The following is a 16,965-nucleotide window of genomic DNA, read 5'->3' on the forward strand; positions in this document are numbered from 1 at the left end:
AGGCCAGATAGGTCTGGTCACCTCGCCGGTAGGTGATGATGGAACCGAGGAAATAGGGATCGTAGTACCTGACATCGTCCTCGGTATGTGTCTCGTCCCACTGTCGCTGAAATCTGTGGGCCAGATCATCGATGAGCTGATCGATCTGTGGGAGCTCCCAGGCGTAGGTCCGCTGGAAGGAGTCGAGATGGTACGAGCGCCCATCGAAGAGCTCTAGAACGGTGATCGCTTTCGGCGACACGATGGGTTTCGGGGAGTCAGGAAGCCGCACCACCGGGTCACCCGGCTCCACCACGGCGGCGCCAGCCGTGCACTGGCACCGTCATGCGACGAGCGCTTTGGCTACGACTACCGGGCGACTGCCGCCGGACCACGAATAGCCCGGCCGCACCACCCGGACCACCTGGCCCGGGCGGTGTCCGTCCGGCCCGCTGAAGTCGTGCAGGTCGGGGTCGAACGCGGCCTGCTCGCCGACGTGGCCGATGGCGGTGAGGTGGCCGCGGCCGGCTTCTTGCGCTAGCCAGCTCACGATGTCGTGGGCCGAGTGACCCTCAGCGGCCAATTCGTCGACGGTACCGACCAGCCCAGCGAGCAGCGCGGCCTTCTCCTGGTCCCGCTGCTCGGACCAGCCGATCTGGGTCCGCGGGCCGGTCGTCTCCGCCCGCGCAAGGCTGTCGGCGATGTTATCGGTGTACGCCCGTACCAGCCAGGCCGGGCCGCGCCGGCCCGCGTACGCCGACAGCGCCACAAGGGAGGCGCGCGAGGGATGCGCGACCGGCGACCATTCGTACAGCGCCGGTTTCGGCTTCGAGATGTGCGGATGCGCCCGAAACAGCGGGCGCAGGCGATTCCACTGCCGGGTCACGTCCTCGGACCGCACACCAGCGGCAGTAAGCACGGCTCTTATCTCCTGCAATCTCACTGGACCGCGGGCACGCTTGATCACCTCCACGAAGACCGATCCAGAATCGTCGGCGAACTGCTTTGCGAGAATCCTATCGTCCATAAAGACCCCACCCCGACAGAAATCATGATCAACCAAAATTCGACAGAAACGTCAGTGAACGCGCAATCCGACTGCGACACCACCAGGATCCGGCAGCGCGACAAGCCATCGCACCCCAAAAAATAAAGGAAACGGACAGACCGCGAGCCCCCTTCCTCACTATTAATCATCTCCGTGGCCAAGGGTGGCATATCATTAATAATGAACTATTATGTACCAATCGGGCTCTGTTCAGGGGCTTGGCCGAGATCCTCAGCGACCTGCCAGCCAGCGACCTCGTCGGTCGGGGTCGCCCCGGCGTCAACGGCGGTCAGGTGCGCGTGCTCTCGCAGGATCTGGGTCTCCGACCAGGCGTCAAGGCTCTGATCATCAGGGTTCCAGGAGGCGAGCGGAACCAGCACTGGCACAGGCTCGCCGGGTTGGTAGCGTGCGAACCTCCCCTTGTCAGCCTCTCGGGCGACGCGGCGAGGAGCCGTACGTTCTAGCCGGCTCTGGGTCGCTGCTGCGGCGACGGCGGGTGGAGATCAGCAGGTTGCGCCGGGCCGATGAGGCGCCGATCAAGGAAGTCGCCGAACGATCGGGAGGGCTCGCGGAGGTCGTGCGGCACAGCCCGATCGGGTTGACCGAGGCTGTGGTCCGGCTCCCGGCGGTCCGCCAGGCAACCGGCGGGACGGCGACAGTTCCCGTTGTACGCAGAGGGGTTTGCTACGGGTGCGCACACCGCACCCGTACGTTCGACGGAAACTCTGCCGGACAACAGATTAAAGAGCTCGTGCCCCACCTGGGGTCATTTGCGAAATGTCACGAAAAGTTACCTGGGAGCTTTCTGGGCCGACCGCGCCGGGCCCGGCGGCCGGCCCGGAAACTCAGTTCCCGGCGCCCGGATGCCCGGGTGGTGAGAGAAGTCCCAGCTGGGCAAGGACGGCGTTGCCCAGCGATGTCAGGGGATCGCCGATGCCCAGGGGCAGGTCGAAGTGGTTCCGGTCGGGTACCACGAGGTCGGTGACGGACGTTCCGACTTCGGTCAGGGCCGAGACGAACTGTCGGTGCTGCTGGGCGAAGGCGGCCGTCTCGTTGTCACCGCGGGCGACGATCAGCGGTGGAGCGCCGGCCTCTACGTGACGGATGGGGCTGTTGCGGGCGGCTTCGGCTGCGGTGAGCCCGAGTTGGTCGCCGACGTAGGTGTGCCGTAGTGGTTCGAGGTCGTAGACGCCGCTGAGCAGCGCGGCGCCGCGGATCACGTCGCGGGGACGCATCCGGCCAGGTAATCGCCACCCGTGGTGCCGCCGGTCCCGGCCCTGCCGCCCAACGTCCGGGCGGTCATCAGCTGACTGCGGGTGAGCGTCGCCCACGGTGCCTGCGGTTCGGATGCCAGCAGGTTCTGGCACGCGGGTGTGACACCCCGCAGGGTCTTTGCTCCGCATCCACGGATCCAGGCCGTGTGAGTTGGTACCAACGGCCGTGCCTGTCGGGTCAGGCCAGGTCCATGCCGGCCGAGCGGACGCCCGCCCGCAGTTCGTCCAGCCCAAACGCCTCCACCGGTCCGAGTGCCCCGGTGCGCCTGGCTCCGCCGGCGGCGAGCGTCTGCGCGCCCCAGGCCATGATCTCGCCGGTGAAGGTGTAGGGATTGACTCCCTCCAACCGCACCCGCCGCAGGACCTTGCCGGATGGGGAGAACGCCTCGGCCACCACGACCGCGCCGCTGCCCGCTCTGGCCGCCGCGTCGGGGCCGCCGGTCGAGCCGGTCACCCTGCGCCGCACCAGCGACCGCAGTCCTGCGCGCAGCGGGGGAACCCTGGTCATGGTGGACAGGACGACCGAGAGCGCGGGCAGCGCCCGGGTGACCTTCGGATCGGCCGCCACGAGAAACACGTCAACGTCACGCAGGGTCGGATGAAGCGCCGGCAGAGCAAAGTGCTCCGAGCCACCGATGCTGAGCGCCCACCGCAGCTGCCCCGACCCGAAATCGACCTGGCGGGCCCGCGCACCGCCACGTTCCGCCCTCAGCCGGCCGCCCCGGAAGGCGAACGACGGCGCCAGCAGGGCGTCCGCCGAGCTGGCCCGCGTGCCTCCGCTGCGGCCCGCCCCGCCCAACGACAGGTATCCGACCTCGACCCGTACCGCTTCCGGTCCGGCCTCGGCCAGAGCCAGAGCCGCCGCGAGGTTACCGGGTACCCAGTCGAAACCGAAGGCGGTGAGCAGAGCGGAGCCGTTTCGCCGCGCCGACGGGCCGTACTGTTCGAATGCCCGACGGATGAAATCCGGTTCGCCGGTCGAGTCGAGATAATGCGCCCCGGCGTCCACCGCCGCCTCGATCGCCGGAATACCCCAGCGCAGGAACGGGCCGACCGTCGAGACGAGCACATCGCCGCGTTCCACCAGCGCCCGAACGGACTCCGGCCGCGTGACGTCGGCGATCTCGGTCGGCAGGCCGCCCAGTTCCCCGGCGAGACGTTCAAGACGCTCACCCGACCTGGCGGCCAGCACGGGCCGCTGCCCCCGACCCACAAGTGCTCGGGCCACCAGCTCCCCGGTGTACCCGGTCGCGCCGAAGACGACTGTCCGCCCGGCCATCAGCGGGACCGCCCCGTCAGCGGCGAACAGACCCGATCCGCGAGTGCGCCGGGCAGATCCACCGGGACACGCAATGGTGACGCTGAGTCAATGTCCACGAGTCTGATGATAGTGAGCATCGGCGTGACGAGCATGGGCCCACCCGAAACCAAAGAAGCCACCGGGGCCGCCCGGTGGCTTCTGTCCTGCCATGCTTATGTGGGTGGGCAGGGGCGGGGTCGAACCGCCGACCTTCCACTTTTCAGGCGGACGCTCGTACCGACTGAGCTACCTGCCCCAAACGTGCCGTGTGCCGTGCGGTCGGACTACCTGCTCCGACCATACGAACGCGGTCCCGACGGGATTCGAACCCGCGACCTCCGCCTTGACAGGGCGGCGTGAACTCCAGACTTCACCACGGGACCAAGCATGATCGCACTATTCACATGTTGACCATAAAACTGACCATGAACGGGGCTTCGTGGTGCACCTCGCCAGGATCTGGAGGTCATGCTACACGATGCCGGCACGCGCGGAGCCGATGACATCGAGGGAATCTTGCCCAACGCTCGCCGTGGCCAACCACCCGACACCCGCCGCCAGGCCACACCACGGCGAACGGGAGCGACCTCCGCCCGATCGGTCTCACTGTGTCGCGATTTGGCAGCGCTACGTCGCCATCCGTGGCATCCTTCTCTCAGGAAAACCGGGACATCTCGCGGGATCGGGACACAGTGGGGTGATGGTCCTGATCGCGGAGCTGACAGCGGTGCGTCACGGGCAGAGCCTGTCCAACGTCGTTTTCCCGGCGGCCCAGGCGGCCGGCCGGTTGGAGACGGGCATCACCAGCCGGGACGCCGACGTCCCGCTCACCGCGCTCGGGCGGGCCCAGGCCGCGGCCCTCGGGCGTGCGCTCGCCGCGGAGCCTCCCGCCATCCGCCCACCTGATGTCGTCCTCTGTTCGCCTTACCTGCGAGCGCGGCGCACATACGAGATCGCCGCCGACGCCGCGGAGCGTGACGGGGTACTGCTACCCACGCCGAGGTTCGACGACCGCCTGGTCGATCGGCTGCTCGGCGACTGGGAGATGACCACCGGGCTCGCGATCGAGGCGAGGTTCCCGGCGCAGGCCGCCCAGTGGCGCGCCGAGGGCACCTGGTTGTACCGGCCGCCCGGCGGCGGGGAGAACTTCCCCGATGTCGCGGCCCGGCTGAGTTCCCTGCTCGCGGACCTGCACGCCAACCATCCCCACCGGCGTGTCCTGATCGTCGCCCACGACGCGGTGGTCGTCGTGCTGCGCCAGATCATCGAGGGTCTCTCCTTCGACGACCTCGACCGCATCAGCGCCGCCGGTGGCATTCGCAACGCGGGCATCACCCGGTTCACCCGCCATGACGGACGGCTCACCCTCGCCGAGTTCAACACCGTCACCCACCTGTCCAGCGCCCGCGCCGACCACCAGCACTGACCAGTCCACCAGCGCTGGCTGGTCAACCGCCAGGTCCGTCCGTCCCCTGTCCGTCGCGTCCACGGCGGTTCCGCGGAACCGGTCGCGATGCGGGACGGGGTGGCATGAGGCGGGCCAGGATGATCAACTGGGCGGGGTATCGTTACCCTCAGGTCGAGAGGCGCTGCAACGGGCCCAGGTCCGCCACGCTCGGCCCGTAGCACTCGGAAGGGCGCCTCCCACGACAGGGAGGTGTCGCATGGCCGGTTCCACGTCCGTCCACGAAGAGGCCGAGACCACGGGGCAGGTGGCAGCGCGGAGCAGCGGCAGCGCGCCGGCGCAGCGTGGCCACGACGGCGCCGACCAGACGAACGTGATCCCGGCCACCGACAGTGAGGCACGGCTGCGGGAGCTGCTGGGGCAGCGGGTGGTCGTGCTCGACGGCGCGTGGGGCACCATGCTGCAGAACGCGGGGCTCACGCCGGCGGACTACCAGCTCGAGTCGCTGAAGGACCATCCCAAGGATGTGGCCGGCGACCCGGACCTGCTGAACCTGACCGGGCCGGACGTGATCCTCGACGTCCATCGGCAGTATCTCGCCGCCGGCGCCGACATCACCACCACGAACACGTTCACCGCGACGAGCATCGGCCAGGCCGACTACGGCCTGGAGCCGCTGGTGCGGGAGATGAACATCGCCGGGGCGCGGCTCGCCCGGCAGGCGGCGGACGAGGCCGGTGGGCGGTTCGTCGCCGGGTCGATCGGGCCGCTGAACGTGACGTTGTCGCTGTCGCCGCGGGTGACCGACCCGGCCTACCGGGCGGTGACGTTCGAGCAGGTCAAGGCGTCGTACGCGGAGCAGATCAGTGCCCTCGCCGAGGGCGGGGTGGATCTGCTGCTGATCGAGACGATCTTCGACACGTTGAACGCGAAGGCCGCGATCGCCGCGGCCCGCGAGGCCGCGCCGCAGCTGCCGCTGTGGATCTCGGTGACGATCGTCGACCTGTCCGGACGGACGCTGTCGGGGCAGACGGTCGAGGCGTTCTGGAACTCCATCGCCCATGCGAACCCGCTGGTCGTGGGCGTGAACTGCTCGCTGGGCGCGGACGAGATGCGCCCGCACGTCGAAGCCCTGTCGCGGATCGCCGGCACCTACACGGCCTGCCATCCGAACGCGGGCCTGCCCAACGCCTTCGGCGGCTACGACCAGACCCCCGAGGAAGCGGGGCGTCTGATCGGCGAGTTCGCCGCCGAGGGCATGGTCAACATTGTCGGCGGCTGCTGCGGGACGACTCCGGCGCACATCGCCAGGATCGCCAGCGCGGTGCGCGCCGCGGCGCCGCGCGAGGTCCCCGCCGCCGATCCGCACACGCGGTTCAGCGGCCTGGAGACGTTCGAGATCGGCGCGGACACCGGGTTCGTCATGATCGGTGAGCGGACGAACGTCACCGGTTCGGCGAAGTTCCGCCGGCTCGTCGAGAGCGACAACTACCAGGCGGCCATCGACGTCGCGCTCGAGCAGGTGCGGGGCGGGGCGAACCTGCTCGACGTCAACATGGACGCCGACCTGCTCGACAGCGAGCAGGCGATGACGACCTTCCTGAACCTGCTGGCCACCGAGCCCGAGGCCGCCCGGCTGCCCATCATGATCGACAGCTCGCGCTGGAGCGTGCTGGAAGCGGGGCTGCGCTGCGTCCAGGGCAAGGGTGTGGTCAACTCGATCAGCCTGAAGGAAGGCGAGGAGGTCTTCCTCGAGCATGCCCGGCGCATCCGCGACTTCGGCGCCGGCGCCGTCGTCATGGCCTTCGACGAACAGGGCCAGGCCGACACCACCGAGCGCAAGGTCTCGATCTGCGGTCACGCGTACGACCTGCTCACCGAGCGGGCCGGCTTCCCCGCCCAGGACATCATCTTCGACCCGAACGTGCTGGCCGTGGCCACCGGCATCGCCGAGCACAACGGCTACGCCAAGGCGTTCCTCGACGCCCTGCCGCTGATCAAGCAGCGCTGCCCGGGAGTGCGGATCTCCGGCGGCATCTCGAACCTGTCGTTCTCCTTCCGCGGCAACGACATCGTCCGCGAGGCGATGCACTCGGCGTTCCTGCTGCACGCGGTCCGGGCCGGGCTCGACATGGGCATCGTCAACGCGGGCCAGCTCGCCGTCTACGAGAACATCCCCGCCGAACTGCTCGAACTCGTCGAGGACGTGCTGTTCGACCGGCGCGAGGACGCCACCGACCGGCTCGTCTCGTACGCGGCGACGGTCAGTGGCAAGGGCACCCAGCGAGTCATCGACCTGTCCTGGCGTGAGGCGCCGGTCGCGGCGCGCCTCTCGCACGCTCTGGTCCAGGGCATCGTCGACTTCATCGAGGTCGACACCGAGGAGGCCCGCGCCAGCGCCGCCCGTCCCCTCGATGTCATCGAGGGCCCGCTGATGGACGGCATGAAGATCGTCGGTGACCTGTTCGGCGCGGGGAAGATGTTCCTCCCGCAGGTCGTCAAGAGCGCCCGGGTGATGAAGCGCTCCGTCGCCTACCTGGAACCGTTCATGGAGGCGGAGAAGGCGCAGCTCGCCGCCGAGGCCGCGGCCGCCGCCGAGGCCGCCGAGGCCCGGGGTGAGGTCGCCGCCGCCGACACGCCGACGCGTACCCGCCAGGGCAACGGCAGGATCGTGATGGCGACCGTCAAGGGCGACGTGCACGACATCGGCAAGAACATCGTCGGCGTGGTGCTGGGCTGCAACAACTACGAGGTCATCGACCTCGGCGTGATGGTCCCCGCCAAGGTCATCCTGGACACCGCCGTCGCCGAGAACGCCGACGCGATCGGCCTGTCCGGCCTGATCACCCCGTCGCTCGACGAAATGGTCGCCGTCGCCGCCGAGATGCAGCGTCGTGGTCTGCGCCTCCCCCTGCTCATCGGCGGCGCCACCACCTCACGCCAGCACACCGCCGTGCGCATCGCCCCTGCCTACGAGGCCACCACGGTGCACGTCCTGGACGCGTCCCGAGTCGTCGGGGTGGTCTCCGACCTGCTCGACTCCGAGCGCGCCATCACCCTCGACGAGGCCAACCGCGACGAGCAGGCCCGGCTGCGCGAGCAGCACGAGAACCGCCGCTCGCAGCCGCTGCTCACCTTCGACCAGGCCCGCGACAACCGGGAGCGGATCGACTTCACCGGGCTGCCCGTCCCCGCCTTCACCGGCCTGCGCACGGTCACCCCGGAACTCGCCACCCTGCGTGAGCTGATCGACTGGCAGTTCTTCTTCCTCGCCTGGGAACTCAAGGGCAAGTACCCGGCGATCCTGAAGCAGCCGGTCGCCCGCGACCTGTTCGACGAGGCGAACGTCCTGCTCGACCGCATCATCAAGGACGGCGGCCTGACCGCGCGGGGCGTCTACGGCTTCTGGCCCGCCCACTCCGACGGCGACGACATCATCCTCGACGTCGAGGCCGCCGGTGCCGCCGGTGTCGATGCCGCCGGTCAGATACGGTTCCCGATGCTGCGCCAGCAGACCAAGAAGCCCACCGGACGACCCAACCGCAGCCTCGCCGACTACGTGGCCCCGGCCGGTTCCGGCGATCATCTCGGTGCCTTCGCGGTCGCCATCCACGGCGCGGACGTCCTCGCCGCCCAGTTCGAGGCCGAGCAGGACGACTACCGTTCGATCATGGTGAAGGCGCTCGCGGACCGTCTCGCCGAGGCCTTCGCCGAGCACGTCCATCTGGCCGCCCGCCGCGAGTGGTTCGAGCCCGACGTCGAACCCGACATCGAGGATCTGCACGCCGAGCGGTTCCGCGGCATCCGCCCGGCCTTCGGCTACCCGGCGAGCCCCGACCACAGCGAGAAGCAGGGGCTGTTCGACCTGCTCGACGCCCGTTCCGCCGGTCTGGCCCTCACCGAGTCGTTCGCGATGACCCCCGCGTCCGCCGTCAGTGGCCTGATCTTCGCGAACCCCGCCTCGACGTACTTCACCGTCGGACGCCTCGGCCGCGACCAGATCGCGGACTACGCTCGCCGCCGCGGCCTCGACATCGCCGAGACCGAGCGCTGGCTGCGCCCCAACCTCGCCTACGACCCCGACTGACCTCACCCCGCGATCCCGCGCCGTCCCCGCACAGCCGTCGCCGCAGACGAACCGGATGATCACGTGAGGTAGCGGGTATTCCGCATGCTGTGCACCCGCTCCCGTCGCGCAGCGCCTCTCGCGGGCACCGCCCGTCCCTGAGCGGGGGCTCGTGGACGACCCTGGTGGTCACGGTCCTGATCGTGATCGTCCTGCTGGTCACCGCGGTGCTCGTGAGCCGACACACCGGCGGTGACGGCACAGGTACCTCCGCGCCGGCGCTGGTCGTCGGGGATTCGGTCGTGGCACTCGCGGCCCGCGCCGCGGGCGGTGCCGAGGGGGTCGGGGCAGCGGGGGGCGGGGCAGCCGGTGCCCCCGCGGGCATCAGCGTCACCGATGGAGTCAGGGCCCGGTCCAGCGGGATGGCCGGTGCCGTGCGGCTGATCGGGTATCCCGGGCTTTCACCCGAGGTGTTCGACGGGACGTCCTCGCCGTTACTCGCGAGTGATCTCAGGTCAGCCGGCAGGCCCCGCACGGTGGTGCTGAACTGGAACGGCAACAACCCGCGCCAGCTGCTCGGGACCTCGCTGATCGTCGAGTACCGCACCGAACTCACCAGCCAGATCCGCTGGTATCTCGGCCATGGGGTGACCAGGGTGGTTCTGGCGGCGGCCCTGCCCTCGCTGGTGAACAATGCCGACCGACAGGTCGACATTTCCTCACCCGCATCGGCACAGCCCGGAGCGATGCTCGGTAGCGGCCGACTGAACGAGATGTACAGACAGCTGGCCGGCGCTTTCGGCGGCCATGCGGTGCGCTATTCCGAGCAGGCCGCACGGGCGATCCATCCGTCGCTGGGATTCAACACCACACTGGACGGCCGCCCCTGCGTCATCGACTTCATCCATCCGACGCCGTACTGCGCCACGCGCTACGCCAAGGCACTCGCCGCCCTCGCCCACGACCCGGACGGCGCCTGACCTCGTTTCCCGCTTCCCGTCCCGTACCTGTTGACCGTCCAGTACCTGCGGAGACAGGTGGTTGCCGGGTCAGGACGGGGATCGGTCAGAGCGGGGGACGGTCAGGGGGGTGTAGGTGTCGGGGCGGCGGGTGGTGAAGAAGGGGAAGAGCGTGAGCCAGTCGCGGCGCTGGTCGAGGTCGAGGTCGGCGACCAGGACGGCCGGGCTGTCCCTGGGCGCGCGCACGAGAACGCGGCCATAGGGGTCGCTGATGAACGAACTACCGTAGAACGTCAGGCTGCCCTCACAGCCGATCCGGTTGACGGCGACCATGAACGTCCCGTTGGCGATGCCGCTGCCCACGATGACCGTGCGCCACAGCGGTTCGGTGTCGAACGCGGGATGATCCGGCTCGGAACCGATCGCCGTCGGGTAGACGAGGACGTCCGCGCCGGCCAGGCCGTAGGCGCGGGCGAGTTCGGGGAACCACTGGTCCCAGCAGGTGGGGAAGCCGAGACGGGCATCGTCCACGGTGAGTACGGGGAAGCTGTCGGCGCCGGCCGCCGGGCCGGGACGGAAGTAACGATCCTCGTGATAGCCGGCGGTGACGGGGATGTGCAGCTTGCGGGTGCGGGCGAGCAGTGTGCCGTCCGGGCCGACGACGATCGCGGTGTTGAACCCGAGCCCGTCGCCACCGCCGTCCAGGCCGGCATCGACATCGGCATCGGCCCGCTCATAGAGCGACATGTGCACGGCGATGCCCAGTTCCGTGGCGAGCTGGGTGGCCAGGACGCGCGTCGGGCCGTCCTCGATCCGTTCCGCCAGGGCCACCGGCCGACCACCGCCGCCGTCCCCGTGGTCAGGCCCGCCACCCGGCGCACCGCGCTCGGATGGTGGCGTATCGGCGAAGTAGCGGGACAGCGTCAGTTCCTGGAAGCAGACCAGCCTGGCACCGAGGTTGGCGGCGGTGACGGCGCCGGCCCGCAGCGCCGCGACGTGCTCGACCGGGTCCGGATGCCAGCGGTGCTGCACAGCCCCGATCCGTAGCGGCTCCCGCACCGGGGCGCTGGTTCGGGCGGGTGAGTCCGGCACGCCGATGCTGGTGATCGTCAGCATCGGCGCATCGTCTCACGTCAGGCAGCCGACCAGAGACCACGCGGGCCGAGGCGGGCGAGGCGAGGCGGGCGGGGCGGGAGCGGTCCGGATACCTGCGGGCGTCAGAATACGGAGTGTGATCGCTTCCTCTGAGGACACGGATGAGGCCAGGCCAGCTGGCCGCTCGACGGCGGCGGCCGGTGGGGCGGGCGGCGGACTGGTCCGGCGTCGGATGCCGGCGGAGTGGGAGCCGCATCGGCGAACCTGGATGGCCTTCCCGCCGCCGAACGCCACGTTCGGCCCGGTGGACTCCCCCGGTCTCACCCAGGCCCGGGTGGTCTGGGCGACGGTGGCGAGGACGATCAGCCGGTACGAGCCGGTCATCCTGATCGCCCGGCCCGGGGCCGACGCCGCCGCCGCGCGCGGCCTCGCGCCGGGACCGGTGACGGTGGTCGAACGTCCTCTCGACGATGCCTGGGTCCGCGACACCGGTCCCACCTTCACCGTCGACCTTCCACAGCCGCCCGGCGGGAACGGGCGTCGCTGCGGCGGGGAGGGCACGCTCGGTGCGGTCGACTGGACGTTCAACGGCTGGGGGGCGCAGGAATGGGCCTCATGGGACGCGGACCGTCAGCTGGCGGGCTCGATCGCCGAGCTCGCCGGTGCGGCGGTGCGGTCCTGCGCGCTGACGAACGAGGGCGGCGGCATCGCCGTGGACGGGGCGGGTACGGTGCTGCTCACCGAGACGGTGCAATGCGACCCTCGGCGCAATCCCGGCTGGGACCGGGCCCGCGTCGAGGCGGAAGTGCACGCGCAGCTCGGTACGAGCCACGCGATCTGGCTGCCGCGGGGGCTGGCCCGTGACTACGACCGGTTCGGTACCCGCGGGCATGTCGACGTGGTGGCGGCGTTCGTGCGACCGGGGCTCGTCGCTGTGCATCATCAGCCGGACCCGGCCCATCCCGACCATGAGACCAGCCGGGAACTCGCCGCTCTGCTGCGCGCCAGTCGGGACGCGGCCGGCCGGCCGTTCGACGTCGTCGAGATCACGGCGCCACGCGTGCTGGAGGTCGACGGGGAGCCGGCCGGCTACTCGTATCTGAACTACTACGTCGCGAACGGGGTCGTGGTGGCCGGGACCTTCGAGGACCCACAGGATGCCGACGCGCTCGACCTGCTCGGCCGGCTCTACCCGTCCCGCCGGGTCGAACCGGTGGACGCCCGGGTGATCTTCACGAACGGCGGCGGAGTGCACTGCATCACCCAACAGCAGCCGTCCTGTTGACAACCATATCGAAAATCGTTTTCATTAGTGCTGCCCGACCCGACCCGTGTCGGTCCCACCTGCGCTGATGAGGATGACGTGCCCGACTCCCCACTCCCCGCGATCACCCGCCGCCCGCATGGCGCCCACCACGACCACGGCGGCGTCGACGACCGCGGCCGGGACCGGGACCGCGCTCGACGGCGGGCGCCGCGGGCGGGCATACGGCTGGTGGCGCTGACCCCGCTGGTCGCCGGCCTGGCCCTGGTCGGCTGCGGGTCGGGCGGCGCCGGGGGGTCGTCCGAGGGGAAGGACGGGCGGCTGCCGGTGGTGGCGACGACCAGCCAGGTGGCGGACTTCACCCGGACGGTCGGCGGTGACCGCGTCACGGTGACCCAGATCGTGCGGCCAGGCGTCGATCCGCACGACTACGAGCCGGCCCCGGCCGATCTCGCGGCGATCGGGGACGCGAAGGTGCTCGTCCAGAACGGTGTGGGGCTGGAGAGCTGGCTCGAGGACACGATCGACGCCTCCGGTTTCGACGGGGTGCGGGTCAACGCGAGCGACGGAGTGCGGATTCGGGCCGGTCAGGGCGACGAGGAGAAGGCCGGCGATCCGCACATCTGGCACAACCCGCTCAACGTCAAGATCATGGTGGCGGACATCGAACGGGGACTCGCCCAGGCGGAGCCGTCCGCGGCGGCGCGGTTCCACGCGAACCGGGTGGCCTACGACGCCCAGCTCGACGCGCTGGACGCGGACATCTGCCGTCAGATCGCCACGATCCCCGTGGCCAACCGCAAGCTGGTCACCAATCACGACGCGTTCGGCTACTACGTCGAGCGTTACGGGCTGACCTTCGTCGGGTCGATCATTCCGAGCTTCGACACGTCCGCGGAGCTGTCCGGCAGCAACATCAGGAAGCTCGTCGAACGGATCCGGCGGACGGGGACGAAGGCGGTCTTCTCCGAGTCGTCGCTGCCGCGGCGCACCGCGCAGACCATCGCGGACGAGGCGGGGGTGCGCGTCGAGGCCGGCGAGGACTCGCTCTACGGTGACTCACTCGGACCGGCCGGTTCGGACGGTGACACCTACCTTCGCATGGAAGAACACAACACACGTACGATAGTCATAGCGCTGCGTTAAGTGACGACACGCCCACGAGCCTCCGGCAGATAACACTTACGTGACGGTAGAGTTATAAGTGGCATGGGCGGAACGGGGCAGCGCCGCGCGGAGTTGCGCACGGCCATGTCATCCGCCGGGAGGATCCGACACCGGCTCGAGGTATCTCACGTGGATGACGACACGCGGCCCGAACAGGACCACGTCCTACGGGACGCGATCACGCTGCCGCTGCTGATCATCCCTCGGGATCGCCGGACCACCCGCGTCGCCGCGACCGCTCGGCGTCCCACCATCCCGGCGGACGCGTTGGAGATCGTCGACCCGCTCCCCGTGACGGAACCCGACCAGGCGGTGAACACATCTCCAGACGGTGCCGATCGGCCGCCAGTCGAGGCACGGGCGCGCCGCGGCCGTGGGGGAAGCCGGGTCAACGCGCTGTGGACGGTGTTCGAACAGGTCGTGTCCAGCGGGACCAACGCGGCGATCAACTTCGTTATCGCCCGCCGGGTGGACCCGACCGAGTTCGGCGCGTTCGCCATCGCCTACACGATTTTCGCCATGGTCGTGGGCCTGTCCCGGGCGGCGGCGACCGCGCCGCTGGGCATCAGCTACGCGGACGTCCCACTCGGCGCGTTCCGCTCGGCGGTGCGCCAGGCGGCCGGCACGGCGCTCGTGCTCGGGGCCGCCGTCGGGGTGCTGCTGATGCTGGTCGGCGTCGGGATGGGTGGGACGGTCGGCACGAACCTGGCCGCGATGGGCGTGATCATGCCGGCGCTGCTGGTGCAGGACGCCTGGCGCTACGCGTCGTTCGCCCAGGGGCGGCCCCTGCTCGCCGTGGCGAACGACCTGGTGTGGGCGGCGGTGCTCGGTGCCGGGCTGTGGCTGCTGGCGACGGTCGCACCGGGCGGTTTCGGCGGGTCGGCGACGATGGTGCTGGTCTGGGGGATGGCCGCGGCGGTCGCGGCGCAGGTCGGCGTGTTGCAGCACCAGGGGTGGCCGCAGCCCCGGCGAGCGTGGGCCTGGTTCACCGGCCACCGCGAGACCACCGGGTTCATGACCGCCGAGTTCCTCTCCCTTCAGGGCGCAGCGCAGACCTCCACCCTGGTCATCGGCGCGGTCGGCTCCACCTCGCTGGTCGGTGCGCTACGTGGCCTGCAGACACTGCTCGCGCCCACCACGAATCTCGCCGTCGCGCTGATGAGTTTCTCGATCCCGGAGTTCTCCCGGCGCAAGCACCTGCCGGCCCAGACCGTGCTGCGCGGCGCCTACCTGGTCAGCGGGCTGGTGGTCGTCTCGAGCACGCTGTGGGGGCTGGCGTTCGTCGTCCTGCCGGACGGCTTCGGCGCCGCCCTGCTCGGCGACACCTGGGCCGAGACCCACCAGCTGCTGCTGCTGGCCGTCATCGCCCAGGCCGGCCCGTGCCTCGCGGTAGGCCCGGCGGCGGTGCTGTACGCGTTCGGCCGGACCAGGCTGACCTTCTGGATCAACCTGGCGTTCGTCCCGTTCCTGCTCGCCTGCCCGTTGATCGGTCTGCTCCTCGGCGGCGCCCGAGGCGTGGTGATCGGCAACATCATCGTCTACTGGGCGACCATTCCGCCCTGGCTGTACCACCTGCACCGCCAGGTGCGTCTCGGCGCCCGCCGGTAGAACCACGCCGCCACGGCTCATTCTCACCCGCCACGAATGTTTGACACCGAATACTCGACGGGTACCAGGATAGCCGTCACTGTCGACTTGCAGCACTCATCGACGTGGCTAGACTGCCATTACGGAGCCGGCCGGACGAGCATCCACAAGATGTGATCCACGGCTTCGCGCCACCCGTTTTCCACGCGAAAGGGGTTTGTTATGGCGACCACCGGAACCAAGCCGCAGGACGTACGCTTCGAGAAGCTTTTCCAGGCGGTTGACACAAACAATGACGGCGTCATCGAGTGGGGTGACTACGAACGCCTCCTCGACAGGTACCTGTCCGGTTTCGAGCTCAACAAGGACTCGCGTGAGGCCCGGAGCCTGTGGGTCACCCACCAGCACTACTGGCTCGAGCTCCTGCGCCATTCGGACGGAACCGACCGCCTGAACAAGGACGAGTTTATTCAGGCCGTACGCCTGCTGACCCTGGACACCAGCCGCTTCAACCTGGTCGAGGGCCTCGCCCACACCATCTTCGACGCCCTCGACCGCGATGGCGACGGCGCCATCAGCAAGGACGAGTTCGGCCGTTACCTCAAGGTCTGGGAGATCGATCCGAAGAACGGCTACGAGATCTTCGACCGGTTGGACTCCGACGGCGACGGCGTGATCAGCCGACACGAGTTCGTCCGTTCGTGGCGGGAGTTCTACTACTCCTCCGACTGGGACCTGCCCGGCGCCCGCTACTTCGGTGTGGCGTAGCCACCAGGCTTGACGGGACACCGGACCTGACCGGACACCAGGTCTGACGGGACACCGGACCTGACCGGACACCAGGTCTGACGGGGCACCGGGCCCGACCGGACACCGGGCCTGACCGGACACGCCCGCCCTGCACCCGCGGGTCACCGCCGTCCATCCGGTCATCTCGGGATGTTCCGCGCACAGCGCAACCGCATGGCCGGTGATCTCGCGAAACCTGGAATGTCGATCGGACTACTCGAAGTTAGCCCTGACATGACAACACTCGGCCTCATCGGCAGCGGAAACATCGGCGGAACAGTCGCGCGCCTGGCGGTCAACGCCGGCTACGACGTGGTCCTGTCCAACTCGCGCGGCCCGGAGACCCTCGCGGATCTGGTCGCCGAGCTGGGTCCGCGCGCCCGCGCCGCCACGTCCACCGAGGCCGCCGCCGCGGGCGACCTCGTGCTCGTGAGCGTTCCGCTGCACGCCTACCGGGCCGTCCCGGTGGAGCCGCTCGCCGGCAAGGTGGTCATCGACACCAACAACTTACTACCCGGACCGCGACGGCACGATCCCCGAGCTCGAGGACGAGTCGACGACGACCAGCGAGCTGCTCGCCGCGCACCTGCCCACGTCCGACGTGGTCAAGGCGTTCAACAACATCTACTTCAAGCACCTGCTGGAACTGGCTCGTCCCGCAGGCTCGCCGGAACGCACCTCGCTGCTGATCGCCGGCGACGGCGACGACGCCAAGAAGACGGTCACCGGCTTCCTCGACGACATCGGCTACAACGCCTTCGACGCCGGCCCGCTCGCCGAAGGATGGCGCTACCAGCGGGACACCGCCGCCTATGCCGGCCTCTACATCGGCCCCGACGGTTTCGCCGGCCCGCCCCGCACCGGCGTCGGCCCCGACGAGATCCGTCCCAAGCTCGCGGCCGCCCGCCGCTACGCCGACACGACCGCCTGAGCGGGACGGTCCGGATCGAAGGCCGTCCGCGCGAGCCCCAGCCCCGTGCGGACGTGGGCGGCGCACCCGCCCACGTCCGCCGTGGGACGGGCCTTAGTGCC

13 protein-coding genes, 2 tRNA genes and 1 pseudogene are annotated in these 16,965 nt (G+C 69.7%); 9 read left to right on the forward strand and 7 right to left on the reverse strand.

Annotated elements, in window-relative coordinates; all coding sequences use genetic code 11:
* The 6 genes from G6R24_RS09665 to G6R24_RS09690 all read right to left on the reverse strand — a co-directional run.
* Window positions 1–295: GmrSD restriction endonuclease domain-containing protein (locus tag G6R24_RS09665; protein ID WP_163548927.1), on the reverse strand; the 295-nt coding region annotated here is incomplete at its 3' end.
* 27 nt (window positions 296–322) lie between these two features.
* Complete coding sequence (locus G6R24_RS09670; protein ID WP_163548928.1) at window positions 323–1,006, reverse strand: nucleotide exchange factor GrpE; 684 nt, start codon at window positions 1,004–1,006, stop codon at window positions 323–325.
* Between the two features lie 866 nt (window positions 1,007–1,872).
* Window positions 1,873–2,262, reverse strand: coding sequence for an alpha/beta hydrolase family protein (locus G6R24_RS09675; RefSeq protein WP_175084593.1), 390 nt, complete (start codon window positions 2,260–2,262; stop codon window positions 1,873–1,875).
* 217 nt (window positions 2,263–2,479) lie between these two features.
* On the reverse strand, window positions 2,480–3,580 hold the full coding sequence (locus tag G6R24_RS09680) for a saccharopine dehydrogenase family protein (protein ID WP_163548929.1): 1,101 nt from the start codon (window positions 3,578–3,580) through the stop codon (window positions 2,480–2,482).
* A 203-nt stretch (window positions 3,581–3,783) separates the two neighbouring features.
* Window positions 3,784–3,857 (reverse strand) — tRNA-Phe (locus G6R24_RS09685).
* Window positions 3,858–3,909: 52 nt separating this feature from the next.
* Window positions 3,910–3,984: transfer RNA gene (locus G6R24_RS09690), tRNA-Asp, on the reverse strand.
* A gap of 317 nt (window positions 3,985–4,301) precedes the next feature.
* Between G6R24_RS09690 and G6R24_RS09695 the strand changes: the two genes are divergently transcribed.
* The 3 genes from G6R24_RS09695 (at window position 4,302) to G6R24_RS09705 (ending at window position 10,052) form a co-directional block, all read left to right on the forward strand.
* A complete protein-coding gene (locus tag G6R24_RS09695; RefSeq protein WP_163548930.1) occupies window positions 4,302–5,027 on the forward strand; it encodes a histidine phosphatase family protein in 726 nt (241 codons plus the stop codon).
* 238 nt (window positions 5,028–5,265) lie between these two features.
* A complete protein-coding gene (metH, locus tag G6R24_RS09700) occupies window positions 5,266–9,093 on the forward strand; it encodes a methionine synthase (RefSeq protein ID WP_163548931.1) in 3,828 nt (1,275 codons plus the stop codon).
* A gap of 164 nt (window positions 9,094–9,257) precedes the next feature.
* The gene (locus tag G6R24_RS09705; RefSeq protein ID WP_225438331.1) at window positions 9,258–10,052 is read left to right on the forward strand and encodes a hypothetical protein; all 795 of its coding nucleotides are present in this window, start codon (window positions 9,258–9,260) and stop codon (window positions 10,050–10,052) included.
* A gap of 69 nt (window positions 10,053–10,121) precedes the next feature.
* Here G6R24_RS09705 and G6R24_RS09710 read toward each other — a convergent pair whose 3' ends face one another.
* Window positions 10,122–11,147, reverse strand: coding sequence for a nitrilase-related carbon-nitrogen hydrolase (locus G6R24_RS09710; RefSeq protein WP_163548932.1), 1,026 nt, complete (start codon window positions 11,145–11,147; stop codon window positions 10,122–10,124).
* 115 nt (window positions 11,148–11,262) lie between these two features.
* Here G6R24_RS09710 and G6R24_RS09715 point away from each other — a divergent pair, with 115 nt between their 5' ends.
* From G6R24_RS09715 to G6R24_RS24480, 6 genes and pseudogenes are all read left to right on the forward strand, one after another.
* Window positions 11,263–12,411, forward strand: coding sequence for an agmatine deiminase family protein (locus G6R24_RS09715; protein WP_225438332.1), 1,149 nt, complete (start codon window positions 11,263–11,265; stop codon window positions 12,409–12,411).
* A 207-nt stretch (window positions 12,412–12,618) separates the two neighbouring features.
* Window positions 12,619–13,536 carry a metal ABC transporter solute-binding protein, Zn/Mn family gene (locus G6R24_RS09720; protein WP_163548936.1) on the forward strand — a complete coding sequence of 306 codons (918 nt, stop codon included), beginning with the start codon at window positions 12,619–12,621 and terminating at the stop codon, window positions 13,534–13,536.
* 150 nt (window positions 13,537–13,686) lie between these two features.
* Complete coding sequence (locus G6R24_RS09725; RefSeq protein WP_225438333.1) at window positions 13,687–15,165, forward strand: MATE family efflux transporter; 1,479 nt, start codon at window positions 13,687–13,689, stop codon at window positions 15,163–15,165.
* Window positions 15,166–15,366: 201 nt separating this feature from the next.
* Complete coding sequence (locus G6R24_RS09730) at window positions 15,367–15,912, forward strand: EF-hand domain-containing protein (RefSeq protein ID WP_163548933.1); 546 nt, start codon at window positions 15,367–15,369, stop codon at window positions 15,910–15,912.
* Window positions 15,913–16,167: 255 nt separating this feature from the next.
* Window positions 16,168–16,380 (forward strand): annotated as a pseudogene (locus G6R24_RS24475) (NAD(P)-binding domain-containing protein); the annotation flags it as partial.
* A gap of 154 nt (window positions 16,381–16,534) precedes the next feature.
* Window positions 16,535–16,864, forward strand: a complete 330-nt coding sequence (locus G6R24_RS24480) for an NAD(P)-binding domain-containing protein (protein WP_476695811.1) — start codon at window positions 16,535–16,537, stop codon at window positions 16,862–16,864.
* Window positions 16,865–16,965 lie beyond the last annotated feature (101 nt).

This window comes from Candidatus Frankia nodulisporulans (assembly GCF_902806475.1).
Taxonomy (GTDB): Bacteria; Actinomycetota; Actinomycetes; order Frankiales; family Frankiaceae; genus Frankia; species Frankia umida.

What these genes read in the sequence shown, in the direction of transcription:
- G6R24_RS09710 (WP_163548932.1), bottom strand. Translation starts at nt 11,147, where the DNA reads ATGCTGACGATCACCAGCATCGGCGTGCCGGACTCACCCGCCCGAACC.
- G6R24_RS09730 (WP_163548933.1), top strand. Translation starts at nt 15,367, where the DNA reads ATGGCGACCACCGGAACCAAGCCGCAGGACGTACGCTTCGAGAAGCTT.
- G6R24_RS09675 (WP_175084593.1), bottom strand. Translation starts at nt 2,262, where the DNA reads ATGCGTCCCCGCGACGTGATCCGCGGCGCCGCGCTGCTCAGCGGCGTC.
- metH (WP_163548931.1), top strand. Translation starts at nt 5,266, where the DNA reads ATGGCCGGTTCCACGTCCGTCCACGAAGAGGCCGAGACCACGGGGCAG.
- G6R24_RS09695 (WP_163548930.1), top strand. Translation starts at nt 4,302, where the DNA reads ATGGTCCTGATCGCGGAGCTGACAGCGGTGCGTCACGGGCAGAGCCTG.
- G6R24_RS09670 (WP_163548928.1), bottom strand. Translation starts at nt 1,006, where the DNA reads ATGGACGATAGGATTCTCGCAAAGCAGTTCGCCGACGATTCTGGATCG.
- G6R24_RS09680 (WP_163548929.1), bottom strand. Translation starts at nt 3,580, where the DNA reads ATGGCCGGGCGGACAGTCGTCTTCGGCGCGACCGGGTACACCGGGGAG.